Origin of the sequence: Microbacterium sp. LMI13-1-1.1 (assembly GCF_040815625.1) — a bacterium.
Lineage (GTDB): Bacteria > Actinomycetota > Actinomycetes > Actinomycetales > Microbacteriaceae > Microbacterium > Microbacterium forte.
On record NZ_JBFPNL010000001.1, the window covers coordinates 488,657 to 512,177 of the forward strand.

General features: G+C 67.5%; 25 protein-coding genes, 1 tRNA gene and 1 other RNA gene. 17 read left to right on the top strand and 10 right to left on the bottom strand.

Features of this window, described 5'->3' with window-relative positions; all coding sequences use genetic code 11:
• Window positions 1-19 precede the first annotated feature (19 nt).
• Complete coding sequence (dapF, locus tag MRBLMI13_RS02300; protein WP_079112691.1) at window positions 20-892, top strand: diaminopimelate epimerase; 873 nt, start codon at window positions 20-22, stop codon at window positions 890-892.
• Window positions 892-1,545, top strand: coding sequence for an HAD family hydrolase (locus MRBLMI13_RS02305; protein ID WP_367820748.1), 654 nt, complete (start codon window positions 892-894; stop codon window positions 1,543-1,545). Before dapF ends, MRBLMI13_RS02305 begins: the two co-directional genes overlap by 1 nt.
• An 18-nt stretch (window positions 1,546-1,563) precedes the next feature.
• Here MRBLMI13_RS02305 and MRBLMI13_RS02310 read toward each other — a convergent pair whose 3' ends face one another.
• Window positions 1,564-2,205 (bottom strand): class I SAM-dependent methyltransferase, encoded by a 642-nt coding sequence (locus MRBLMI13_RS02310; protein ID WP_042541762.1) that lies wholly within the window; start codon window positions 2,203-2,205, stop codon window positions 1,564-1,566.
• Between the two features lie 68 nt (window positions 2,206-2,273).
• Here MRBLMI13_RS02310 and hflX point away from each other — a divergent pair, with 68 nt between their 5' ends.
• On the top strand, window positions 2,274-3,785 hold the full coding sequence (gene hflX, locus MRBLMI13_RS02315) for a GTPase HflX (RefSeq protein WP_042541761.1): 1,512 nt from the start codon (window positions 2,274-2,276) through the stop codon (window positions 3,783-3,785).
• Window positions 3,786-3,794: 9 nt separating this feature from the next.
• Here the strand turns inward: hflX and MRBLMI13_RS02320 are convergent, their stop codons facing one another.
• A complete protein-coding gene (locus tag MRBLMI13_RS02320) occupies window positions 3,795-4,463 on the bottom strand; it encodes an SIMPL domain-containing protein (protein ID WP_079112693.1) in 669 nt (222 codons plus the stop codon).
• 142 nt (window positions 4,464-4,605) lie between these two features.
• Here MRBLMI13_RS02320 and ssrA point away from each other — a divergent pair.
• Window positions 4,606-4,975, top strand: a transfer-messenger RNA (tmRNA) gene (gene ssrA / locus MRBLMI13_RS02325).
• A gap of 61 nt (window positions 4,976-5,036) precedes the next feature.
• Here the strand turns inward: ssrA and MRBLMI13_RS02330 are convergent.
• On the bottom strand, window positions 5,037-5,891 hold the full coding sequence (locus MRBLMI13_RS02330) for a transposase (protein WP_367820745.1): 855 nt from the start codon (window positions 5,889-5,891) through the stop codon (window positions 5,037-5,039).
• Window positions 5,892-5,978: 87 nt separating this feature from the next.
• Between MRBLMI13_RS02330 and MRBLMI13_RS02335 the strand changes: the two genes are divergently transcribed.
• Window positions 5,979-6,293 carry a hypothetical protein gene (locus MRBLMI13_RS02335; RefSeq protein WP_056376632.1) on the top strand — a complete coding sequence of 105 codons (315 nt, stop codon included), beginning with the start codon at window positions 5,979-5,981 and terminating at the stop codon, window positions 6,291-6,293.
• 30 nt (window positions 6,294-6,323) lie between these two features.
• On the opposite strand, the gene MRBLMI13_RS02340 is transcribed toward MRBLMI13_RS02335, so the two are convergent.
• Both MRBLMI13_RS02340 and hisN read right to left on the bottom strand, forming a co-directional pair.
• Window positions 6,324-6,887, bottom strand: a complete 564-nt coding sequence (locus MRBLMI13_RS02340) for a hypothetical protein (protein ID WP_309687968.1) — start codon at window positions 6,885-6,887, stop codon at window positions 6,324-6,326.
• 21 nt (window positions 6,888-6,908) lie between these two features.
• Window positions 6,909-7,706 (bottom strand): histidinol-phosphatase, encoded by a 798-nt coding sequence (hisN, locus tag MRBLMI13_RS02345; RefSeq protein WP_367820742.1) that lies wholly within the window; start codon window positions 7,704-7,706, stop codon window positions 6,909-6,911.
• A gap of 147 nt (window positions 7,707-7,853) precedes the next feature.
• On the opposite strand from hisN, the gene MRBLMI13_RS02350 reads away from it, so the two are divergent.
• Together MRBLMI13_RS02350 and MRBLMI13_RS02355 are read left to right on the top strand one after the other, a co-directional pair.
• Window positions 7,854-7,926: transfer RNA gene (locus MRBLMI13_RS02350), tRNA-Lys, on the top strand.
• A gap of 106 nt (window positions 7,927-8,032) precedes the next feature.
• Complete coding sequence (locus MRBLMI13_RS02355; RefSeq protein WP_153302166.1) at window positions 8,033-8,446, top strand: hypothetical protein; 414 nt, start codon at window positions 8,033-8,035, stop codon at window positions 8,444-8,446.
• A 7-nt stretch (window positions 8,447-8,453) separates the two neighbouring features.
• On the opposite strand, the gene MRBLMI13_RS02360 is transcribed toward MRBLMI13_RS02355, so the two are convergent.
• The 4 genes from MRBLMI13_RS02360 to MRBLMI13_RS02375 all read right to left on the bottom strand — a co-directional run bounded on the left by MRBLMI13_RS02360 (window position 8,454) and on the right by MRBLMI13_RS02375 (window position 11,473).
• The gene (locus tag MRBLMI13_RS02360) at window positions 8,454-8,927 is read right to left on the bottom strand and encodes a YbaK/EbsC family protein (RefSeq protein ID WP_042541755.1); all 474 of its coding nucleotides are present in this window, start codon (window positions 8,925-8,927) and stop codon (window positions 8,454-8,456) included.
• A 34-nt stretch (window positions 8,928-8,961) separates the two neighbouring features.
• Window positions 8,962-10,188 carry an MFS transporter gene (locus tag MRBLMI13_RS02365; protein WP_367820739.1) on the bottom strand — a complete coding sequence of 409 codons (1,227 nt, stop codon included), beginning with the start codon at window positions 10,186-10,188 and terminating at the stop codon, window positions 8,962-8,964.
• Window positions 10,185-10,622 (bottom strand): MarR family winged helix-turn-helix transcriptional regulator, encoded by a 438-nt coding sequence (locus tag MRBLMI13_RS02370; RefSeq protein WP_367820737.1) that lies wholly within the window; start codon window positions 10,620-10,622, stop codon window positions 10,185-10,187. Before MRBLMI13_RS02370 ends, MRBLMI13_RS02365 begins: the two co-directional genes overlap by 4 nt.
• A 65-nt stretch (window positions 10,623-10,687) precedes the next feature.
• Window positions 10,688-11,473: an IclR family transcriptional regulator gene (locus MRBLMI13_RS02375; RefSeq protein WP_309687985.1), complete on the bottom strand. Its 786-nt coding sequence runs from the start codon at window positions 11,471-11,473 to the stop codon at window positions 10,688-10,690.
• A 103-nt stretch (window positions 11,474-11,576) separates the two neighbouring features.
• On the opposite strand from MRBLMI13_RS02375, the gene MRBLMI13_RS02380 reads away from it, so the two are divergent.
• Genes MRBLMI13_RS02380 through MRBLMI13_RS02390 form a run of 3 tightly spaced genes read left to right on the top strand, consistent with a single transcriptional unit; the run spans window position 11,577 to window position 14,228 of the window.
• The gene (locus MRBLMI13_RS02380; RefSeq protein WP_042541751.1) at window positions 11,577-12,350 is read left to right on the top strand and encodes a CoA transferase subunit A; all 774 of its coding nucleotides are present in this window, start codon (window positions 11,577-11,579) and stop codon (window positions 12,348-12,350) included.
• 1 nt (window position 12,351) lies between these two features.
• The gene (locus MRBLMI13_RS02385; RefSeq protein WP_194286025.1) at window positions 12,352-13,002 is read left to right on the top strand and encodes a 3-oxoacid CoA-transferase subunit B; all 651 of its coding nucleotides are present in this window, start codon (window positions 12,352-12,354) and stop codon (window positions 13,000-13,002) included.
• 23 nt (window positions 13,003-13,025) lie between these two features.
• Entirely contained in the window at window positions 13,026-14,228 is a 1,203-nt protein-coding gene (locus MRBLMI13_RS02390; protein WP_367820734.1) for an acetyl-CoA C-acetyltransferase, read from the top strand.
• A gap of 4 nt (window positions 14,229-14,232) precedes the next feature.
• Here the strand turns inward: MRBLMI13_RS02390 and MRBLMI13_RS02395 are convergent, their stop codons facing one another.
• Complete coding sequence (locus MRBLMI13_RS02395) at window positions 14,233-14,511, bottom strand: hypothetical protein (RefSeq protein ID WP_042541749.1); 279 nt, start codon at window positions 14,509-14,511, stop codon at window positions 14,233-14,235.
• Window positions 14,512-14,744: 233 nt separating this feature from the next.
• Between MRBLMI13_RS02395 and MRBLMI13_RS02400 the strand changes: the two genes are divergently transcribed.
• The 7 genes from MRBLMI13_RS02400 to ilvC are packed head-to-tail and all read left to right on the top strand — an operon-like array spanning window position 14,745 to window position 23,497.
• Window positions 14,745-16,016 carry an MFS transporter gene (locus MRBLMI13_RS02400; protein WP_367820732.1) on the top strand — a complete coding sequence of 424 codons (1,272 nt, stop codon included), beginning with the start codon at window positions 14,745-14,747 and terminating at the stop codon, window positions 16,014-16,016.
• Window positions 16,017-16,067: 51 nt separating this feature from the next.
• A complete protein-coding gene (locus MRBLMI13_RS02405) occupies window positions 16,068-17,477 on the top strand; it encodes an alpha,alpha-trehalose-phosphate synthase (UDP-forming) (RefSeq protein ID WP_042541747.1) in 1,410 nt (469 codons plus the stop codon).
• Between the two features lie 45 nt (window positions 17,478-17,522).
• Window positions 17,523-18,320 (top strand): trehalose-phosphatase, encoded by a 798-nt coding sequence (gene otsB, locus MRBLMI13_RS02410; RefSeq protein WP_367820729.1) that lies wholly within the window; start codon window positions 17,523-17,525, stop codon window positions 18,318-18,320.
• Window positions 18,321-18,329: 9 nt separating this feature from the next.
• Window positions 18,330-20,048, top strand: a complete 1,719-nt coding sequence (gene ilvD / locus MRBLMI13_RS02415; protein ID WP_042541745.1) for a dihydroxy-acid dehydratase — start codon at window positions 18,330-18,332, stop codon at window positions 20,046-20,048.
• A 60-nt stretch (window positions 20,049-20,108) separates the two neighbouring features.
• Complete coding sequence (locus MRBLMI13_RS02420) at window positions 20,109-21,911, top strand: acetolactate synthase large subunit (protein ID WP_042541744.1); 1,803 nt, start codon at window positions 20,109-20,111, stop codon at window positions 21,909-21,911.
• 2 nt (window positions 21,912-21,913) lie between these two features.
• On the top strand, window positions 21,914-22,423 hold the full coding sequence (gene ilvN, locus MRBLMI13_RS02425; protein WP_042541743.1) for an acetolactate synthase small subunit: 510 nt from the start codon (window positions 21,914-21,916) through the stop codon (window positions 22,421-22,423).
• 45 nt (window positions 22,424-22,468) lie between these two features.
• Window positions 22,469-23,497, top strand: coding sequence for a ketol-acid reductoisomerase (gene ilvC, locus MRBLMI13_RS02430; RefSeq protein WP_042541742.1), 1,029 nt, complete (start codon window positions 22,469-22,471; stop codon window positions 23,495-23,497).
• Window positions 23,498-23,521 lie beyond the last annotated feature (24 nt).

Genomic DNA, 23,521 nt, shown 5'->3' on the forward strand with positions numbered 1-23,521 from the left:
CGATCTCTAGACTGGGTGGATGGTCGCATTCACCAAAGGACACGGCACCGGCAACGACTTCGTCATCATCGCCGACCCCGACGGCGCTCTCGAACTGAGCGCCGAGCAGGTCGCCGTCCTCTGCGATCGACACCGAGGCATCGGCGCCGACGGCATCCTTCGTGTGGTGCGCTCTGCGGCGATCGCAGACGGGCAGGCTGCTCTCGCGGAGGAGCCCGCCGCCGAGTGGTTCATGGACTACCGCAATGCAGACGGGTCCATCGCTGAGATGTGCGGCAACGGCATCCGCGTCTTCGTGCATTACCTCGTGCGCTCCGGCCTCGCCACGATCGAGCCCGGTTCCACACTCCCGATCGGAACGCGTGCGGGTGTCCGCGACGTGACGCGCAGCGAGACGGGGTACCAGGTGGATCTCGGCCTGTGGAAGCTCTCCGGCGATGACCCGCTCGTCACTGCCGACGGGCTCCCTGTCACGAGACCCGGTCTGGGCATCGACGTCGGAAATCCGCATGTCGTGGTCGCACTCGCCTCCGAGGCGGAGCTGTCGTCTCTCGAGCTGCACCGCGCTCCCGTGCTCGATCCCGCCCCTCCCGCGGGGGCGAACGTCGAGTTCGTCGTCCCGGGGGAGCCGCTGGTGAGGGACGGCATCGGACACGTCTCGATGCGCGTCTCAGAGCGCGGCGTGGGGGAGACCCTGAGCTGCGGCACGGGTGTCGCGGCCACGGCGCTGGCCGTGCGCTACTGGGCCGGCTCGAAGGCACCCGACAACTGGCGCGTGGAGGTCCCGGGCGGCACTCTCGGTGTGCGCATGTTCCCTGCAGAGGACGGTGAGCACGTCGCCCTCTCCGGGCCGGCCCAGCTCGTCTTCAGCGGCGAGGTCGACCTGATCTGATGTCGACGACCGGCCAGATCGACCTGGTCATCTTCGACTGTGACGGAGTGCTCGTAGACAGCGAGAAGCTGTCGATCGAGGTGGATCGCAGGGTTCTCGCAGACCTCGGGTGGTCTCTCTCCCACGACGAGATCCTGCACCGGTTCGTCGGACGCTCCTCCGCGCACTTCCGCGCTGAGGTCGAAGCGCACCGGGGACGACCGCTTTCCGACGACTGGGAGGCGCCCTACCAGCCGTGGTACCTCGACGCATTCGCGCGCGAGCTGACGGCGGTGGATGGGGTCGAGGCAGCGCTGGACGAGATCACGACGGCCACGTGCGTCGCCTCGAGTGGCGCCCATGCGAAGATCCGGCGGACGCTCGGCCAGACGGGGCTCCTGCCGCGATTCGACGGACGGATCTTCAGCGCAGACGACGTCGCAAACGGCAAGCCTGCCCCTGATCTCTTCCTGCACGCGGCTGAGCGGCTCGGAGTCGACCCTGAACGCTGCGTGGTGGTCGAGGACAGTCGATTCGGAGTCCAGGCCGCCCGCGCCGCGGGCATGCGTGTTCTCGGCTATGCCGGCGGACTCACCCCAGCTGACTGGCTGGAGCGCGAGGGCGCCATCGTGTTCACGGATATGCGCGATCTTCCCGAACTCGCGGGTCGGTGACGTCGTCGCTGCGAAGGCTCAGACGAGCGTGATCGGCTCGGTCGGAGGGGTTCCGTGCTTGCGCACCTTCAGGATGCGGTACCCCTTGGACGTGGCGGTCCGATGGACGCTGAAACCAGGGTGGAACGTCGAGCCGATCCACCGTTGCAGCGAATCCGCGCCGAGGTTGCGCTGCACGACGAGCCAGGCGTCGCTGCGCTCGTCGAGCCGGGGGATCCACTTCTCGAGCAGTCCGTGAAGTTCGTTCTTGCCCACTCTGATCGGCGGGTTCGAACGGATCGAGCGGAATGTGACGTCGGCGGGAACATCTTCGGGCAAGGAGGCGTTGATATTCTTGAGACCATGAGCCGCGGCGTTGCGTCGCACGAGATCGAGAGCCCGCTCATTCACGTCGACGGCCCACACGGTCGCGTGGGGCGCAGCCAGCGCCATCGACAGCGTGATGGGCCCCCACCCGCTTCCGAGGTCGAGAAGATGGCCTCCCGGCGGAACCGGGGGCATGTTTGCGAGAAGGACGGCTGTACCGGCATCCAGCCGATCCGGGCTGAAGACGCCGCCAGCAGTGGTGACGTCCAGCTCTCGGCCTGCGAGCGTCACACGGATCGATCGCAGGTTCTCGGGGCTTGCCGGGGCCGCGGTGAAGTAATGGTCGGACCCCATACCGTGAGCGTAGCGGACAGCGCGGGCTAAGGTTAAGGCTCGCAACAAAACCCAGAGATTAGGGACGGATGACGGAGACCACCACACACTCCACAGGTGACGAAGCAGTCGATCGCGTACTCGCGAATGCGGAGAAGCGGACGGAGGCTCGTGTCTTCGGCGCCGCGCAGGCGCTGCAAGACCAGTCGACGGCCTCGCATGCCTCGTCGGACGGCGACCAGTGGGACCTCGAGGATCGTCATGCGCTGCGGCGCGTCGGCGGTCTCTCCACCGAACTCGAAGATGTCACAGAGGTCGAGTACCGGCAGCTGCGCCTCGAGAACGTGGTACTGGTCGGCGTGTACCCGCAGGGGGCCCAGGACGATGCGGAGAACTCGCTTCGTGAGCTGGCGGCCCTCGCTGAGACCGCAGGCGCGGTCGTGCTCGACGGCGTTCTGCAGCGACGACCGCATCCGGATGCCGCGACCTACATCGGCCGAGGCAAGGCGCAGGAGCTGAAGGGCATCGTCGCAGCCACCGGCGCCGACACCGTGATCGCCGACACCGAACTCGCCCCCAGCCAGCGACGAGCCCTCGAGGACGTCGTCAAGGTCAAGGTCATCGATCGCACCACCGTGATCCTCGACATCTTCAGTCAGCACGCCAAGAGCCGCGAGGGCAAGGCGCAGGTCGAACTGGCGCAGCTCGAATACCTGCTGCCGCGTCTGCGCGGCTGGGGTGACTCGATGAGCCGCCAGGCGGGTGGCCAGGTCGGTGCAGGCGGCGCCGGTATGGGCTCGCGCGGCCCCGGTGAGACGAAGATCGAGCTCGACCGTCGCCGGATCCGCACCAAGATGGCGCTGCTGCGCCGACAGATCCGCGACTACGGCCCGGCGCGAGAGGCGAAGCGGGCCGAGCGCAAGCGCAACACGATTCCGTCCGTCGCGATCGCGGGCTACACCAACGCCGGCAAGTCGAGCCTGCTCAACGCTCTGACGAGCGCCGGGGTGCTCGTGGAGAACGCGCTGTTCGCGACGCTGGACGCGACGGTGCGCCGGTCGGAGACCTCAGACGGACGTGTGTACACGCTGACCGACACCGTCGGGTTCGTTCGCAACCTTCCGCACCAGCTCGTGGAGGCGTTCCGTTCGACGCTCGAAGAGGTCGGCGAGGCGGATGTCGTGCTGCATGTGGTCGACGGATCGCACCCCGATCCCGCCGGTCAGCTGCAGACCGTGCGTGACGTGATGGGCGACGTCGGCGTGCGTGACATGCCGGAGATCGTCGTCTTCAACAAGGCGGATCTCATCGCCGACGATGAGCGTCTCGTGCTGCAGGGCCTCGAGCCCAAAGCGCATTTCGTCTCGTCGCGTTCGGGTGAGGGCATCGAGGAGCTTCGAGCAGCCATCGAAGAGGCGCTTCCGAAGCCCGCTGTCGAGGTTCACGCGGTGGTTCCGTATGACCGCGGCGATCTGGTCGCGGCGATCCACGAGACGGGGATGCTCCTGTCTGTGGACCACAGTGAGCAGGGCACGGTCGTGCATGCGCGTGTGTCGGAGCGGCTCGCGGCCGATCTCGCACCGTTCGCCGTGAGCGCCTGACGGCCCGGATCAGCGAGCGAGGAAGCGCGCCTCCACGGTGGCCGAGATGACGATCTCGTCAGGCTCGTACTCCATCGACGCACCGCCTGTGTCGGATTCCTGCATCATGGCGCCGCGCACCTTCGCCATGCCGGAGAACGGCTGGACGGGTGTCGGCGCGATCAGCCCGACATCGGCGATCTCCACAGGCACGACGGTGCCGAGTCCGAGCGCCGTCGCGTACGCCTGCGCGCGTGTGACAGCCACTCCGACTGCCGCCGCCGCGACCTCGCGCTCGATCCGCGAGCGCGTCTCGGTCGTGAGATGCCAGTCGACCCATCCGACCTCGACTCCATCCCACGGCGAGACGTCCGATACCCAGAGCGAGAGCTCGGACGCCTCGGCGAAGGTCGCAGTCAGATCGATGCTGGCGTAGTGCACGGGGGCGAGACGCTTGCCTTCGTTGTTCCACGGACGTTCGGCGCGCACGGACAGTCGCTTGCTCGACCAGTCGACGACGACACCGGTGTCATGTCGTGCGACGATGCTCTCGCGCACAGGCTCGGTGAGACGCATGACGCGGTCGACGACTGCTGCTCGCTCGGCGCCTTCGGCGCGGACGCTGACGCGGATGGTGGCGCGCTCGGGCGCGATCCGCGCCTCATGCTCGCCCCGGACGGTGACGGTGACTTCGCTCATGTCGCGACTCTACGCCAGCGCACTGAGGAGCCCAGGAATGGCGCAGCCGCTGCGAACGTTGTAGTCTATGAGGCTCGGGGACTCCGGTTCCCGAGGTGAAAAATCAACAGTGTGACAGCGGCTCCTTCGAGAGAAGGACCACGGGGCTGATCGGTTTCGACAGCGCCTGTGAATCCACGAGAAGCGGGCCGAGGATGCAGAGTTATCTCGTAAACGCTCTCTGCAAAACAATAGTTGCCGAAACCAAGCGCAACGACTTCGCCCTCGCTGCATAAGCGAGCCCGATAGTCCGTCAGGCCGTATGTGATTCCGGTACGGATCCTGGCGTCATCTAGGAATCTTGCTGCGTGATGGCGTCTGGACGTCACGTGGGACTCTTCCCAGGCTGGGCTCGTCGACTTAGGTGTCTGTGACAAAGGTCGGAGCCGAGCAGAACGTCTTCACAGACTGCGCCCGGAGAAGGCGTGGAGACTCAGCGTTGGACGGGGGTTCGATTCCCCCCAGCTCCACCACGTCGCTGTCACAAGCAAGAAGGCCCGCCTCCCTGGTGATCAACCAGGGAGGCGGGCCTTTTCAATCGACTGCGAGCCCGTCGAGGGCTTCCCGTGCGGCGCGGAGATCGTCCTCCGCGTCTCGTACGCGCTGCGCGAGTGCTGCCTGCTCGGTCTCCGCCTTCTCGGCCTCACCTCGTGCACGTTTCGCATCGCGCCGCACCTTCGCCAGTTCTGCCTCGAGTTCCTGCTCGCGATGTGTGAGCTCGTCGACACGCACGGATGCATCCCTGAGCGCCCGGTCCGTTGTGGCCGCCTCGCGGACCACGCGATCGTGTGTCCTCTCCGCTTCTCTGACAGTCCGTTCCGCGTCCCGTCGCTCTCTGCGCGCCTTGACCTCATCGAGAGGCTTGGCGGTGACCGCGGGGGCATCGGGAACGCCCCCGCCGACGATGCTGTCGGCGATGTCTGCGAACGTGCCGGCGGGTTCCAACTCCCGCACCAACCGAGCGGACGCGACTGCGGCGGCCGCGGTCGGATCGAAGAAGGCGGCGCTGATGGTCTGCTGCACCGCCTCTCTCGTCGACGCCGTGATGCGCTGTCCGCGCGCTTCGGCGAGTCTTGCGGCGTCCGCGGCGAGCCTGTTGGTGAGGGCGCGCCGGTCGCGTCCGAGCTGTGCGAGAGCGCGAGCGTCCAGATCCGCCTGCGCTTCGCGCAGTTCTTCGGCGAGTAGCAACGCCTCTCCGAGTTGCGAGCTGCGTTCGTGCGCGAAGACGTTCACCACCCAGGCCGCGACCGACGGCTTCTTCAAGGCCCGGATTCGGGCCGCGAGAGCGGGGTCATCGGCGTCGGCGGCGCGGGCGTTTCGTGCGGTGATGAACTCGGTCGGCGAACCGGTGTAAAGCGTCACCGCGATGTCAGCGAGCTCCGAATCCATGCGAGCGACGATACACCGCTCATGATCGGCTCTTCGGGGCCGCGGCGCGTGCGCACCAATCGCCGTCCGATCAGTATTCTGGTTGGCATGGCAACGCTGTTCTATGGCGCGTCCGACGTTCCGATCCACATCGAGGATCGAGCACTCGCGCATCTGAAGATCGTCATCGCGACCAAGCTCCGCCGACAGGAGAGCTTCACGCTGTCGTGGCGCCACCCCGAGGGAGAGCCCGGCGGGCGGTCCACCATCTGGATCCACCCGTCGATCCCGCTGCGCTTCACCTTCGACGAGCCGGAGCAGCCGCAGCTGAACCCACGCTGGATCGACGATCTCATGCAGTCGGTGAACTCCACCGGCGGCATTCTCCTGGTGGACGAGGTGATCGACGCGCCGGTGCGATGAGCGCACCGAAACGGGTGGACTGGAGTGCCGTCAGCCGGCCCATTCGATCAGGATCAGACCCTGGCGGGTATCCGCGAACTTGACCCATCCGTCGCCGAACAGATAGGTCATGCCGTATCCGTCTTCGTCGGTGCCCATGGCGAACTGCGGGTTCTCGGTGATGTAGATGCCGTCGGGGCCGTCTTCTCGGGTCCAGCCTTCTGCCAGCAGGGAGGACTGCGCGGAGGCGGCATCCTCTGCGCTGATCGTCGACCATCCGTAGAGCTGGCCATGGTCGGAGGCGACGCTGTAGTCGGCCCAGAAGCAGAGGAGGCCATCGGCGAGCGTCACGCCGCCGACCACGAATTCCTTCTCCTCGAACGTCCACCCCTGATCGGTGAGCACCTTCACCGTGCCGGCGGACACGATCGTGTCGCAGGTGGGCTCCGCCGCGGATGTGGGGGTCGGAGACGCCACGGGCTCGGCTGTGGCTGAGGGGGAGGGTTTCGGCGCGTCCGGAGTGGGCGAGGCGGATCCCTCCGGCGTCCCGGCACAGGAGGTGAGCGCGACAGCGAGCAGCAGAGCGCCCAGTGCGGCGGAGGTGAAGCGGTTCATCGCGCGAGCCTTCATCGGGGGTCAGTCGTGCAGGAGATCGAGGAAGGCCTCGTGGAGGATGCCGTTGGTGGCGAGTGTCGAGAGATCCGAGATCGTCTCCGCACCGTCGAACCCGGTCATCCGACCGCCGGCCTCCCGCACGATCGGCACAGCGGCGGCGACGTCGTACTCCTTGACGCCGAACTCTGCGACCATGTCGATTCGCCCCTCGGCGAGGAGCATGTATGCGTAGATGTCACCGTACGCACGATCGCGCCACACGCGATCGGCGAGCCTCAGCAGCTGGTCGATGTGCCCGGACTCAGCCCACTGGGCGATGCTCTGGAAGCTGACGCTGGCGTCGTCGAGAGACGACACGGCGGACGCTCGGATGCGGCGCGGCTCGGCGTTCGTGGCGGTCCACGCTCCTGAACCCGCAGCGGCCCACCAGCGGCGTCCGATGGCAGGCATGCTGACGACGCCGACCTGCGGGATTCCGTCGACCGCGAGGGCGATCATGGTGCCCCACAGCGGCACTCCGCGGAGGAAGTTGGCGGTGCCGTCGATCGGGTCGATGATCCACTGCCGGTGGGTGCTGCCCTCGGCGCCGAACTCCTCGCCGAAGATGCCGTCGTCGGGCCGCTCGGTCGCCAGGAGCGAGCGGATCGCCCGCTCGGTCGCGAGGTCGGCGTCTGTGACATGCGAGTTGTCGGCCTTGGTCGAGACCTCGAGGTCGGGACTGTCGAACCGGGGGAGGGATTGCGCGTCGGCGGCATCGGCGAGTCGGAGGGCGAGTGCGAGGTCGCGAGAGAAGTCGTCGACGCGGGGGGAGGCGGTCACGAATCCAGGATAACCGCCTGAACAAGGGAGTCTGAGAGGGCTTGACATGAGGCGACACGCGCGGCGGACGCGGCCGACCCGGCTCGATTTCGTCCGGCGGCGATCCGCTGGTAATGTAATTCCTCGGCCGGGGAATTCCCGGGCCACGCACCTCTAGCTCAATCGGCAGAGCAACTGACTCTTAATCAGTGGGTTCTCGGTTCAAGTCCGAGGGGGTGCACGGATCAGCCTCGATGACTCTCGCCAGTCATCGGGGCTTTTCTGCACCCACGGAGATGCCGGGAATCCGGCGCGCGGTGCGCTAGCGTGATGCAAACGCTAGGGGGATGGCCATGGGCAGACTGGTGAAGGCCTGCGCCGTCGTGGCGGTCGCAGCATCTCTCGGTCTGGGACTGACGGGCTGTTCTGCGGCCGAGAAGACGGTCGCCTACACGACCTCATCGGTCACGCTCGAGCCCGGAGAAGCCCTCGTGGTCGACTTCGGTGAGATCAATCCGACAGTCGGCGATGCGTGGGTGATCACTCGCGAGCCAGACCCGGCCGTGCTCGGGCCTGGCGATGAGCGATCCCGCTACCTCGGCCAGGACGGCGAGACCGGTGCTCCGAGCGAGGTCTCGTATCGGTTCGCACCGGTCGGCGACGGCACGACGGTGATCCAGTTCGAATACGAGTTCCGCGGGGCGGTTCCCGAAGACGCAGACGATCAGCAGACCGCCGAGATCACGGTGACCGTGAAGTAGTGGTCGCTCAGTCGACCGCTATGACGTCTCCGTCGGTGAGGTGCTGAAGGGTCTCGAAGGTCAGCGGCATCACCGTATGCGGGTGCCCGGCTGCGGCCCAGATCTCTCCGTGCTCGCGAAGATCCTCGTCGATGTAGGTGCGCAGCCGCGTCGGATGCCCGACCGGGGCGACTCCGCCGATCGCCTGGCCCGTGGCCTCGCGCACGACGGATGCCGGTGCCATCGCGATAGTGGCCGCGCCGGTGCTGCGCGCCAGGACGTCGAGGTCGACCCGGTGACCGCCGCTCGTCATCACGAGAACCGGCGTCCCGTCGGCGACGAATACGAGACTGTTCGCGATCGCGGAGACATCGCATCCGATCGCGGCGGCAGCCTCGGGGGCAGTCCGCGCGGAATCCGGCAGGATGCGGATCTCTGCCGCGACACCGGCGTCGACGAGGTGCTGCTGCACGAGCCTGCTGCGCTCGGGGAGGTCGTTCATGACCCCACGGTATCGAACGCAGCAGGCTCGAGTCTCACGCGGCGTCGCCCAGCAGGATCGCTTCGGCGTCTTCGACGGCGGCGTCATCCGGCTCGTCGTCGATGTGCGCGAGGATCCTGCGTCCGAGGAAGATCGTCAGCGCGGCGACCAGCACTGCGGCGGCTGCGACGAGATAGGGGACCGTCGCGTCGAACGCGTGCCACAGGGCTGCCGCGAGCGGCGGAGCGATCGCTCCGCCGAGGAATCGCACCGAGGAGTACGCCGAGGAGGCCACCGATCGGGGCAGGTCCGTCGCCTCCATGACAGCCTCGGTGAGCACGGTGTTCATCACTCCGAGCAGCAGTCCGCCGACGACGATGCAGACGACGAGTGCCGTGGACGACTCCACCAGGAACCCGGCGACGATCAGATCGACGGCGAGAAGCGGGAGAACCGTGAGGATCACACGGGTGCGCGACATCCGGCGCATGAGCAGCGGTGCGACCCACACGCTCGTGACTGCGAGTGCGATGCCCCATCCGAAGAAGGTGAAGCCGATCCCCATCGCTCCGAAGCCGAGTGGGAAGGGCGAGAACGCGAGCAGGATGAAGAATCCGATGTTGTAGAAGAACGCCGCCGTGGCGAGCACGGCGAGGGCGGGGTTGCCGAGAGCCTTGAAAGGCGCCGAGAACGGCACCGGTGTGCGCTTCTCAGCGGGGCCGCGCAGAAGGACGAGGACCGCGAGGAACGCGATCGCCATCAGCACCACGACGCCGAAGAACGGTGCACGCCAGCTCTGCTCGCCGAGGAGGCCGCCCAGGAGCGGGCCGATCGCGATGCCGAGGCCGAGAGCCGCCTCATACAGGATGATGGCCGCGGAGCTGCCTCCGGTCGCTGATCCGACGATCGTCGCCAGTGCGGTGGAGATGAACAGGGCGTTGCCGAGACCCCACCCCGCGCGGAAGCCGATGATCGCGTCGACACTGCCGCTGAGCGCGCAGAAGAGAGCGAACACGACGATCAGCGCCAGTCCGATCAGCAGTGTCTTCTTCGCGCCGATGCGGCTCGAGATCCAGCTGGTGACGAGCATGGCCAGTCCGGTCACCGCGAGGTAGCTCGTAAACAGCAGCTCGGTCTGGACCGGGCTCGCCTGGAGCGATTCTGCGATCGCCGGGAGGATCGGGTCGACCAGTCCGATGCCCATGAAGGCGACGACGCACGCGAATGCGACGGCCCACACCTGGGCTGGCTGCTTCCACACTGAGGTGGCGGGGGTGTTCACTCTGTAGCTCCTGTCGACTCTGTGGTGGTGTGCGCTGCAAGGATCTCGGCAGCGCGGGTCAGGACGTCCCATTCGTCGGCGTCGAGGTCGGCGAAGCGCGGAGCGAGAGTGTCGCGGAACTCTTCGCGCCATGCCTGCAGCGCTCGGGAGCCTGGGTCGGTGATGGCGACGGCGATCGCGCGCGAGTCCTCGGCGTCGGGGGAGCGGAGCACGAGTCCCTCGCGCTCCAGATTCCCTATCAGCCGGGTCATCCCGGGTTGGGTCGTGCGCGCCGCGGCCGCGAGCTCTCCGACTCTCTTCGGCCCCGCCTGCTCGAGCAGGCTCAACACCCGCCACTGTGCGGCAGGTGCGTCGTTGCCGGCGTCCTGTGCGGCGATGCGGCCCAGCGCGTACCCCGAGAGCACGAGTGAGGGAATGACATCCTGACGATTCATACCACCGAGTATATACCCGTTGGTATGTACTGAGGTCAGGTCAGGTCAGGTCAGATCGGGTCAGGTCAGCGCCGTGCCCCGGCGATCCGCGCGGAGAGCTGGTGCGCGTGGGCGAGGAGCGTCCTGCCGAGGTCGCCGATCCGATCGGGTCCGAAGCGGAACCCGACGCCGGTCAGGCTGAGGGCCCATTCAGGCCGCCCCGACCGATCGAAGACCGCTGCACCGATGCCCCAGCTGCCCTCGACGATGAGCCCGGGGTTCACCGCGTAGCCCCGCTCCTTCGTCTCCGCGAGGCGTGTACGCAGGGGGCGAGCGCCGTGTGAGCGGCCCCACGCCGTCTCCAGATCGGGATGTCGTTCGAGATAGGCGTCCACATCGTGGTCAGGCAGGAAGGCCAGGATGGCGAGGCCGGCGCTTGCCACGCCGAGAGGGAACCGGACGCCCTCGCTCAGCACGAACGACCGGATCGGGAAGGACCCTTCCTCGCGGAGCAGGCATACCGTCTCGTCTGCCCTGCGCACGGAGAGGAAGGCGCTCTCCTCCGTCTTGACCGCGAGTGATCGAACGATGTCCCGAGCGAGGGCAGTCACGTCGTAGCGTGCGGCCGCGACCGATCCCATGAGGAACAGCTCCGGGCCCGGCATCCAGCGAGCAGTGGACTCATCACGGTCGACCAGGCCTTCCGCGCGCAGCGCGGACAGGAGCCGATGGGCGGTGGAGCGAGACAGCTCAGCGGCTCGTGCGAGGTCGTGCAGCGACGCGCCGTCATGCCCGCTGGAGGTGACCAGTCGGAGGAGCTTCGCGGCGCGGGCGATCGCTTGCGTTCCCGGAACGACGACGGCGGATTCCATAATGTGGACGCTAGGCCCTGATGCGTCCACATCGCAAGAGCCGCCTATCTTCCGGGGCCGGAGAGGCGGATGCTGAACAGGTACGTCTTTCGAAGGAGAATGCGTGATCGACAAGCAGTGGGCGAATGCCGCGGAGGCGGTCGCAGACATCGGAGACGGTGCTTCCCTCGCCGTCGGAGGTTTCGGACTCTCCGGCAACCCGATCGCACTGATCGAGGCGCTGCTCGCTCAGGGCACGGCAGGACTCAGTGTCGTCAGCAACAACTGCGGAGTCGACGACTGGGGTCTCGGCATCCTGCTCGCTGCCGGACGCATCCGCAAGATGACGTCCTCGTACGTCGGCGAGAACAAGGAGTTCGAGCGGCAGTTCCTCTCGGGCGAGCTCGAACTCGAGCTGACGCCGCAGGGAACGCTGGCCGAGAAGCTTCGTGCGGGAGGATCGGGGATCGCGGCGTTCTTCACGCAGACCGGTGTCGGCACGCAGGTCGCCGAGGGCGGGCTTCCTCGGCGCTACAACCCCGACGGCAGCGTTGCGGTGGGGTCCCCGCCCAAGGATGTGCGCACCTTCGACACGCCGGCAGGGCCACGTGACTACGTGCTCGAGGAGGCCATCACCACCGACTTCGCACTGGTGCACGCGCTGGCGGGGGACAGGCACGGCAATCTGATCTTCAACAAGGCGGCCCGCAACTTCAATCCGCTCGCGGCGATGGCCGGACGAGTCTGCATCGCGCAGGTCGAGCAGCTCGTGGAACCGGGCGAGCTGGACCCGGACCGCATCCATCTGCCCGGTGTCTTCGTGCATCGCGTCGTCGAGGTCGGCACTGACATCCCGAAGCGCATCGAGCGACGCACCGTCGCTGCGGAAGGAGTCTGACATGGCACTCACGCGCGATGAGATGGCAGCACGCGCTGCCGCCGAGCTGCGGGACGGGTCGTACGTCAACCTCGGGATCGGGCTGCCGACGCTCGTGCCCAACCACGTGCCGGACGGCGTGACCGTCGTGCTGCAGTCCGAGAACGGCATCCTCGGGGTCGGGCCGTACCCGTCGGAGGATGCGGTGGACCCTGATCTGATCAATGCGGGCAAGGAGACGGTCACGGTGCTCGCCGGTGCGGCGTTCTTCGATTCGGCGACGAGCTTCGGCATGATCCGAGGCGGAAAGATCGACGCCGCGATCCTCGGCGCCATGCAGGTGTCCGCGACGGGAGACCTCGCGAACTGGATGATCCCTGGAAAGATGGTGAAGGGCCCGGGTGGCGCGATGGACCTCGTGCATGGCGCCGCGCGCGTCATCGTCCTGATGGAGCATGTCGCGAGAGACGGATCGGCGAAGATCGTGCACGACTGCTCGCTTCCCCTCACCGGACGCGGCGTGGTCGACAGGATCATCACCGACCTGGCGGTCATCGACGTCACACCCGATGGTCTCGCCCTGGTCGAGCTCGCACCGGGCGTGACAGTGGAACAGGTCGTCGACTCGACCGAGCCGCCGCTCGCCATTCCCGCAGAGATGCTCGACCGATGAACCCAGAGAACGGAGGGGCTGAGATGAGCGCCCACGACCACCCGAAAGACCAGGACGTCGTCATCGTCGCCGCCGCGCGCACCCCGCAGGGGCGGCTCAAAGGCCAGCTGGCGAGCTTCACCGCCCCGCAGCTCGGTGCGTTCGCGATCAGAGGCGCGCTCGAACAGGGATCCATCGATCCCTCGGACGTCGAGGCCGTGATCGTGGGCCAGGTCCTGGCGGCCGGGTCCGGCCAGAACGCCGCTCGACAGGCGGCGATCGGCGCCGGCATCGGCTGGGACGTTCCGGCTCACTCCGTGAACAAGGTCTGCCTGTCCGGCCTCACCGCGATCATCGACGCGTCTCGGATGATCCGCACGGGCGACGCGAAGGTCGTCGTCGCGGCCGGGATGGAATCGATGACCAGCGCTCCGCACCTGCTCATGGGTTCGCGCGACGGGTGGACGTACGGCAGCGTCGAGGTGCTCGACCATATGGCTTACGACGGCCTCACAGACGCCTACGACAAAGAGAGCATGGGCGCGTCGACGGAACGCCACAACGCCCGCTACGACCTGACGAGGGACGCGCAGGACCAGGTCGCCGCACTGTCGCACCAGCGCGCCGCGGCGGCGCAGGCGGCCGCGGTGTTCGACGACGAGATCGTGCCGGTGGCGGTGCCACAGCGTCGCGGAGAGCCGGTGCTCGTCACCGCCGACGAGGGGATCAGACCCGACACCACCGTCGAGTCGCTCGCAGGTCTTCGGGCGGCGTTCGCCGACGGCGGCTCGATCACGGCGGGCAACTCGTCTCAGATCTCCGACGGGGCCTCGGCGGTCGTCGTCACCACTCGCGGCACCGCGGAGGCCAAGGGATGGCCGGTGCTCGTCACCGTCGGAGCGAGTGGTCAGACTGCGGGCCCGGACAACTCCTTGCAGGCCCAGCCCGCCCGCGCGATCGAGCGGGCCTGTGAGAAGCAGGGGGTCGCAGCGGCGGATCTGGATGTCGTCGAGATCAACGAGGCGTTCGGAGCCGTGGTCGCACGATCGCAGGTCGAGCTCGGTCTGAGCAGCGACGTCGTCAACATCCACGGCGGCGGCATCGCGATCGGCCATCCGATCGGAGCATCCGGCACGCGGCTCGTCGTCCACGTCGCTCATGAGCTCGCGCGCCGCGGTTCGGGCACCGCTGCCGTCGGGCTGTGCGGCGGCGGTGGTCAGGGTGAGGCGCTGATCCTCACACGCTGAGAAGTCAGCGCTTGAGGGGCTTGATGCCCTTCGATTCCTTCTTGGCCTGCTTCTCGTGCTCCCGCTGCTGCTTCGCGTAGACGGGCGAGTCCGGCGAGACGGGGCGTCCCTGCTTCGCCCGCCGGGTGTCGACGACCGCGCCGATCGCGAGGGCCAGGCTGATGCCCCAGCTCACCCACGCGAGCGCAGATCGCCACGTGAGCTGCGTGTCGCGGGAGCCGCGGAGCAGGGTGGTTCCCGTCATGATCGCGCCAAGGAGTCCGGTTCCCGAGAGGTAGTTCATGCCTTCACGCTACCTTCCGACCGCCTCACGGCGCTCAGCCTTGACAATTCGGCGCGAATTCTGTCAGGTCGAAGACTCGTCGACCGAGCGCACCCAGAGACGGTTCTGACCCGCGCGGTACAATGGGGGAGTCGCGGCTCGCCCGCGGCCGCAATCCGTGTATCTACCGGCCGCCGGCTTTCCGGCGGACAGCGGCGGCACCCGACCCCGCGTCCGCGGACGCGCGAGAGCCCATGACACACGCAACACCCACGCCTCAGCACCACGCCCCCACGCCCACGCCGGATGCACCAGGACTGCTCCGCATCGCGGGCCTGCCGTACTTCATCATCGCGTTCATCGCCCGACTGCCGTTCGCGATGATGGTCGTCGGAGTCCTCACCGTCGTCGTCTCGGCGCGCGGCTCGCTCTCGCTCGGCGGACTCACCTCCGCAGCGGTCGGCCTGGGCACGGCGTGCTTCGGGCCTCTGCTGGGCGCCGCGGCTGATCGCTTCGGCCAGCGCACGGTGCTGCTCATCCTGGCGATCGCCAACGGAGCGATGCTGGTCATCTTCACCCTCGTCGTCTACACCGGCGGAGCGGATGCCCTGGTGCTGATCGCCGCCTTCGGCATCGGTGCGACAGCCCCGCAGGTCGCCCCCATGTCTCGATCGAGGCTCGTCACGATGATCGCCGACCGGATGCCGGAGGCGCTCCGCACCCGCACCGTCTCGGGCACCATGGCGTACGAGTCCGCCGCCGATGAGACCGTGTTCGTGTTCGGCCCTTTCATCGTCGGCATCCTCGCGTCGGCGCTCGCTCCCTGGGCACCGCTGATCGGAGCGGCCGTGCTCACGGTGGTGTTCGTCGGCGCATTCGCCCTGCATCCGAGTGCGCGCGCCGTGTCCGTGCACCGAGATGAGGACGGCAGGGCCCCGTCCAAGGTGTCGGAGCTCTTCAGCCCGCATCTGCTGATCGTCGTCGTCGGAATCCTCGGTGTGGGGATGTTCTTCGGCACGATGCTCACGGCGCTCACGTCTTTCATGGCCGATCGAGGCGCCCCCGAGCAGGCGGGACTCCTCTACGGCGTCATGGGCGTCGGCTCGGCGATCCTCGCCCTCGGTGTCGCCTGGCTTCCGGTGCGGTTCTCGCTGCGGGCGCGCTGGCTGCTGTTCTCGGGCATCCTGCTCGGAGGCAGCCTGCTGCTGCTGCTCGTCGACTCGCCAGCGATGATGATGGTCGCACTGGCGATCATGGGAATCGGAATCGGACCGACCCTGGTGACCCAGTACAGCTTCGGCGCCGCGCGCGGCCCGCTCGGACGCTCGGCCACGGTGATGACGATGCTCGGTTCGGGCATCGTCGTCGGTCAGTCCCTCGGCGCGGCGGTGGCAGGGGAGCTCGCCGAGAACGTGGGCACAGGAAGCGCCCTCGTCCTGCCGATCATCGCCGCCGGCGTAGCGTTCACGGCCGCCCTTGTCAATTGGCCCCTCAGTGCCACTCGACCTCGCGTAGCCTCGGTCTGAGCTTCTGTAGCCTGAGGAGCACCCCCACTGCATCGTCAGGAGCATCCACACATGTCAGTCGCAGATTTCGTCGTCGTCGCCAACCGACTTCCCGTCGACCGGGTCGTGGGTCCTGACGGAGACGAGGAGTGGCGGACCTCCCCGGGCGGTCTGGTCGCCGCCCTCGAGCCGATGATGCGCAGCGCGCGGGGGGCCTGGGTCGGGTGGCCGGGACAGGCCGACCTCGAGCTGGACCGATTCGAGATCAACGGCATCGACCTGATTCCCGTGCCGCTCAGTGCCGAAGAGGTCGCCGACTACTACGAGGGCTTCGCCAACGACACGATCTGGCCGCTGTACCACGACGTGATCGCGCCGCCGCAGTATCACCGCGAGTGGTGGGAGGCGTACGTCAAGGTCAACCGCCGGTTCGCAGAGGCCGCCGCCGATGTCGTCGCGCCCGACGGCACGGTCTGGGTGCACGACTACCAGCTGCAGCTGGTGCCGCAGATGATCCGGGAGCTGAGACCCGACGTCACGATCGGCTATTTCCATCACATCCCGTTCCCGGCGCACGGTCTCTACGCCCAGCTGCCCTGGCGTGATCAGGTGCTGAAGGGTCTGCTCGGCGCCGACGTCATCGGATTCCAGCGCGCGCAGGACGCCACGTACTTCCTGACGGCGGTGCGCCGTCGCCTGCGCTATGAGGTCAAGGGATCAGCAGTGGCGATCCCGACGGACGACGGACGCACCCGCACCGCGGTCGCCCGGGCGTTCCCGATCTCCATCGACACGGCTCCGTATCTCGAGCTCGCTGCCCGCCCCGAGGTGCGGGCACGGGCGGCCGAGATCAGAGCGAGCCTCGGCAATCCCAAGAAGATCCTTCTCGGCGTCGACCGGCTCGATTACACCAAGGGCATCAGACACCGCATCAAGGCGTATGGCGAGCTGCTCGAAGACGGCCAGCTGAGCGTCGACGACGTCACCTTCGTGCAGGTCGCGAGTCCGAGTCGCGAGCGCGTCGATGCCTACGTGCACCTGCGGGACGAGATCGAGCTCGCGGTCGGGCGCATCAACGGCGACCACGACACGATGGGTCACACGGCGATCCGGTATCTGCACCAGGGCTATCCGCGCGAGGAGATGGTCGCGCTGTACCTCGCCGCCGACGTCATGCTCGTGACCGCCCTGCGCGACGGCATGAACCTCGTGGCGAAGGAGTACGTGGCGACCCGAGCCGACAACCGCGGTGTGCTCGTGCTCAGCGAGTTCACGGGAGCCGCCGATGAGCTGCGACAGGCGGTGCGGGTCAACCCGCACGACATCGCCGGGTTGAAGGACGCGATCATGACGGCGGTCTCCATGACGCCGGCTGAGCAGGGCAAGCGGATGCGGTCACTGCGGCGCCGTGTGCTGGAGAACGATGTGAACGCCTGGTCGTCGTCATTCCTCCGCGCGCTCGCGGAGGTCCGCCGACGCTGATCCGCCGGGTCATACTGGGAGGACACCGCCTCGATTGGAGACCCTGTGACCCGTAGCTGGACCCCCGGAGAAGCAGACCCGGCGCTGAGCGCCATCGCCGCGACGCCCAGGCTGGTCGTCGCACTGGACTTCGACGGCACGGCGTCTCCGCTCATCCCCGACCCGATGGCGGCCAGGGCGCTGCCCGAGGTCGCGACGCAGGTCACGCGGCTCGCAGCTCTGCCGGACACGGTGGTCGCCTACGTGTCGGGGCGCAGCATGCATGACCTGAGAGTCATCACCGAGCACACGGATGATTCGCTGATCGCTCTGGCCGGTTCGCACGGTGCCCAGTACTGGTACCCGGGTGTCGGCGATGCCTCGACCGACGGTGCCGAGTCCGCCGAGGGCTCCCGTGAGGAGCTGTGGGAGGCGGCACGACCGATCATCGATCGCTACGAGGGTGCCGAGCTCGAACCGAAGACCTTCGGGATGGGCGTGCACACGCGTACGGCCACTCCCGAGGTCGAGAAGGCGGTGTTCGCCGAGATCGACGCGCTGGTGGCGGAGCGCTTCCCCCACTGGCGGCGACGCGCAGGACACCGAGTCCTGGAGTTCTCCTCTCGGAACGAGGGGAAGGACGCCGCGATGGCCGCCCTTCGCGAGCATTTCGATGCGACCGCGATCCTCTTCGCCGGTGACGACGTCACGGACGAGGACGCGATGCGGGTGCTCACCGGCGATGATCTGGGCGTGCGTGTGGGCCCGGGGGAGAGCGCCGCCGAGCTTCGTGTGGAGAACCCACAACAGATCGCGCTGCTTCTGGAGGCGCTCGCGGACGAGCGCACCTCTCGGCGGGAATAGACTTCCGTCATGTCCTCGCATGATCCCTCCACCAGCGCGCCCATCGACATCAAGCCCCGCAGCCGCGTCGTCACAGACGGCATCGAGGCGACGACCTCCCGAGGCATGCTCCGTGCCGTCGGCATGGGCGACGCCGACTGGGACAAGCCCCAGATCGGCATCGCGTCCAGCTGGAACGAGATCACGCCCTGCAACCTGAGCCTCGACCGTCTCGCGCAGGGGGCGAAAGAGGGCGTGCATTCGGGTGGTGGCTACCCGCTGCAGTTCGGCACGATCTCGGTGTCCGACGGCATCTCGATGGGCCACGAGGGCATGCACTTCTCGCTGGTGTCCCGCGAGGTCATCGCCGACTCGGTCGAGACCGTGATGATGGCCGAGCGGCTCGACGGCTCGGTGCTGCTCGCCGGCTGCGACAAGTCGATCCCCGGCATGCTCATGGCCAGCGCCCGACTCGACCTCTCCAGCGTCTTCCTCTACGCCGGCTCGATCGCCCCCGGATGGGTCAAGCTCTCCGACGGCACCGAGAAGGACGTCACGATCATCGACTCGTTCGAGGCCGTCGGCGCGTGCCGCGCCGGTCTCATGAGCGAAGAGGACCTCAAGCGCATCGAATGCGCGATCGCCCCGGGTGAAGGTGCCTGTGGAGGTATGTACACGGCCAACACCATGGCGTCGGTGGCCGAGGCCCTCGGCCTGAGCCTTCCCGGTTCGGCCGCCCCGCCCGCCGCGGATCGCCGCCGCGACTACTTCGCGCACCGCTCCGGCGAGGCCGTCGTGAACCTGCTCCGTCAGGGCATCACGACCCGCGACATCCTCACCAAGGAGGCGTTCGAGAATGCCATCGCGCTCGCGATGGCCCTCGGCGGTTCGACCAACGTCGTGCTGCACCTGCTCGCCATCGCGCGAGAGGCCGATGTCGAGCTGAGCCTGCACGACTTCAACCGCATCGGCGACAAGGTGCCGCACGTGGCGGACATGAAGCCGTTCGGCAAGTACGTCATGAACGACGTCGACCGCCACGGCGGCATCCCCGTGATCATGAAGGCGATGCTCGACGAGGGGCTGCTGCACGGCGACGCGCTCACCGTGACGGGCAAGACGCTCGCCGAGAACCTCGCGGATCTCGACCCGCAGCCGATCGACGGCGAGGTCATCCACACGTTCGACAACCCGATCCACGCGACCGGCGGCCTGACGATCCTGCACGGCTCGCTCGCGCCCGAGGGTGCGGTCGTGAAGACGGCCGGCTTCGACGCCGCCGTGTTCGAGGGCCCCGCCCGCGTGTTCGAGCGCGAGCGTGCGGCCATGGACGCCGTGGCCAACGGCGAGATCGAGGCGGGCACCGTCATCGTGATCCGCTACGAGGGTCCGAAGGGCGGACCCGGTATGCGCGAGATGCTGGCCATCACCGCGGCTATCAAGGGCGCGGGGCTCGGAAAAGATGTACTACTCTTGACTGACGGACGATTCTCAGGCGGCACAACCGGCCTGTGCATCGGCCACATAGCACCCGAAGCGGTGGACGCAGGTCCCATCGCCTTCGTGCGCGATGGTGATCTGATACGGGTCGATATCGCAGCTCGCTCTCTCGACCTACTCGTCGACGAGGCGGAGCTCGCCTCCCGCCGCTCTGGCTGGGAGCCGCTACCCCCGCGCTATACCCGTGGCGTTCTTGCCAAGTACTCGCGTCTCGTGCGGTCAGCCGCCGAGGGCGCGACGACCGGCTGATCCGCGTCGAATCCGGCATCCAGCCTCCGACGTCGCCTACAGACCATCAGAAGGAGTGTCATGACTGCTGACACCGTCTCGGCTGTGCCGAGGCCGCCCGCACCCAAATCCGCCGCACCGGAGATCTCCGGAGCAGAGGCTGTCGTCCGCACGCTCGAGCTCCTCGGCGTCAGGGATGTCTTCGGCCTCCCCGGCGGCGCGATCCTCCCCGTCTACGACCCGCTCATGGATGCGGCCGACCTTCGGCACATCCTGGTGCGGCACGAGCAGGGAGCGGGCCACGCCGCCGAGGGCTACGCATCGTCGTCGGGCAAGGTCGGTGTCTGCATCGCGACCTCTGGCCCCGGTGCGACCAACCTCGTGACCGCGATCGCTGACGCCTACATGGACTCGGTGCCGCTGCTCGCGATCACCGGCCAGGTGTTCTCGACGCTCATGGGCACCGACGCGTTCCAGGAGGCCGACATCGTGGGAATCACGATGCCGGTGACGAAGCACTCGTTCCTCGTGAAGGACGCATCCGAGATCCCCGGCGCCATCGCGGCGGCGTACGAGATCGCATCAACAGGCCGCCCCGGTCCGGTGCTCGTCGACATCACCAAGGATGCACAGCAGGCCATGGCGCCGTTCGTCTGGCCGCCCAAGTACGATCTGCCGGGGTACCGCCCCGTGACGAAGGCCCATGGCAAGCAGATCCATGCGGCAGCCGCCCTTCTGGCCGAGGCCAAGAAGCCGGTGCTCTACGTCGGTGGCGGTGTGATCCGTGGTCGTGCGTCGGCCGAGCTGCTCGCCCTGGCCGAGACGACGAACGCACCGGTCGTGACGACGCTCATGGCTCGCGGCGCGTTCCCCGACTCGCACCAGCAGCACCTGGGCATGCCGGGCATGCACGGCACCGTCCCTGCGGTGCTTGCGCTGCAGGAGGCCGACCTGATCGTGTCGCTCGGCGCGAGGTTCGACGACCGTGTGACCGGCAAGGCTGCGCTCTTCGCGCCGAACGCCAAGGTCGTGCACGTCGACATCGACCCGGCGGAGATCTCGAAGATCCGCACGGCCGATGTGCCGATCGTCGGGGACGTCCGCGACGTGCTGGTCGACCTCGAATCCGCGTTCCGCTCGGCCGTCAACACGACGACTCCCGACACGGAGGAGTGGTGGTCGTACCTCGACGGCCTGCGTACCGAGTTCCCCCTCGGATACGCGCCGACGACCGACGGGCTCCTCGCGCCGCAGTACGTGATCCAGCGGATCGGTGAGCTGACCGGCCCGGAGGGCATCTACGCCGCCGGAGTCGGACAGCACCAGATGTGGGCTGCGCAGTTCATCAAGTACGAGCGACCCAACGCCTGGCTGAACTCCGGGGGAGCGGGCACGATGGGCTACTCCGTCCCCGCTGCCATGGGCGCCAAGGTCGCCGAGCCCGACCGCGTGGTGTGGGCGATCGACGGCGACGGATGCTTCCAGATGACCAATCAGGAGCTCGCGACCTGCACGATCAACAACATCCCGATCAAGGTCGCGATCATCAACAACTCGTCGCTGGGCATGGTCCGCCAGTGGCAGACGCTCTTCTACGACGGCCGCCACTCGAACACCGACCTGAACACCGGTCACGGCACTGTGCGCATCCCTGACTTCGTGAAGCTCGCCGAGGCCTACGGCTGCCTCGCGATCCGCGTCGAGAAGGAGGAGGAGGTGGACGCGGCGATCAAGCTCGCTCTCGAGACCAACGACCGCCCCGTCGTCATCGACTTCGTCGTCAGCGCCGACTCCATGGTGTGGCCGATGGTTCCCCAGGGCGTGAGCAACAGCTACGTCCAGTACGCCCGCGAGCACGCGCCCGCATTCGACGAGGAGGACTGACCATGTCGACTCACGTGCTGAGCCTCCTTGTGGAGAACACCCCCGGTCTGCTGACCCGCGTCGCAGGTCTGTTCGCGCGTCGCGGTTTCAACATCGACTCGCTCGCGGTGGGCGTGACCGAGGTGCCGGGCATCTCGCGCATCACCGTCGTCGTCGACCTCGAGGACCTGCCTCTCGAACAGGTGACCAAGCAGCTCAACAAGCTGATCAACGTCATCAAGATCGTGGAGCTCGACTTCCCGACCTCGGTGCAGCGCGAGCACATGCTCGTCAAGGTCCGCACCGACAACGCGAACCGGTCGAACGTCATCGAGGTCGCCAACCTGTTCCGCGCCTCGGTCGTGGACTATGCGTCCGACGCGCTGGTGATCGAGGTCACCGGTGATCGGGGCAAGGTCGACGCCATGCTCCGCGCTCTCGAGCCGTTCGGCATCAAGGAGATCGCGCAGTCGGGTCTCCTCGCCATCGGCCGCGGCGGCAAGAGCATCACCGAGCGCGTCCTGCGCGGCTGACCAGATTTCATACACGTACACGAACACCAATCAAGGAGAAAACCAGTGAGCACCGAGATCTTCTACGACGCAGACGCCGATCTGTCGATCATCCAGGGCAAGAAGGTCGCCATCGTCGGCTACGGCTCGCAGGGTCACGCGCACGCGCAGAACCTTCGCGACTCCGGTGTCGAGGTCGCGATCGCGCTCAAGGAGGGCTCGAAGTCGGCGCCGAAGGCGGAGGAAGCCGGATTCGCGGTCAAGACCGTCGCTGAGGCGACTCAGTGGGCCGACCTCATCATGATCCTGGCGCCGGACCAGCACCAGCGCACGATCTACAGCGAGTCGATCGCCCCGAACCTCACCGAGGGCAAGACGCTCGCCTTCGCGCACGGCTTCAACATCCGCTTCGGCTACATCGACGCTCCCGAGGGCGTCGACGTCATCCTCGTCGCACCCAAGGCACCGGGCCACACCGTGCGTCGCGAGTTCGTCGCCGGTCGCGGCATCCCCGACATCATCGCCGTCGAACGCGACGCGTCGGGCAACGCCTGGGCGACCGCGCTGTCGTACGCCAAGGCCATCGGCGGCACCCGCGCCGGCGTCATCAAGACGACCTTCACCGAGGAGACCGAGACCGACCTGTTCGGTGAGCAGGCCGTTCTGTGCGGTGGCGTCAGCCACCTCGTCCAGGCCGGCTTCGAGACGCTCACCGAGGCTGGCTACCAGCCGCAGATCGCCTATTTCGAGGTGCTGCACGAGCTGAAGCTCATCGTCGACCTGATGTGGGAGGGCGGCATCGCGAAGCAGCGCTGGTCGGTCTCCGACACCGCCGAGTACGGCGACTACGTGTCGGGCCCCCGCGTCGTGACCCCCGAGGTCAAGGAGTCGATGAAGGCGATCCTCGCCGACATCCAGAGCGGTGCGTTCGCGAAGCGCTTCATCGACGACCAGGACAACGGCGGCGAGGAGTTCCTCGCGCTGCGGGCCAAGGAGGAGACGCACCCCATCGAGGCCACCGGCAAGGAGCTGCGCTCGCTCTTCGCATGGAAGCAGCAGGACGAGGACTACGTCGACGGCAGCGCTGCGCGCTGACGCTGATCTGACGTATGAACGAAG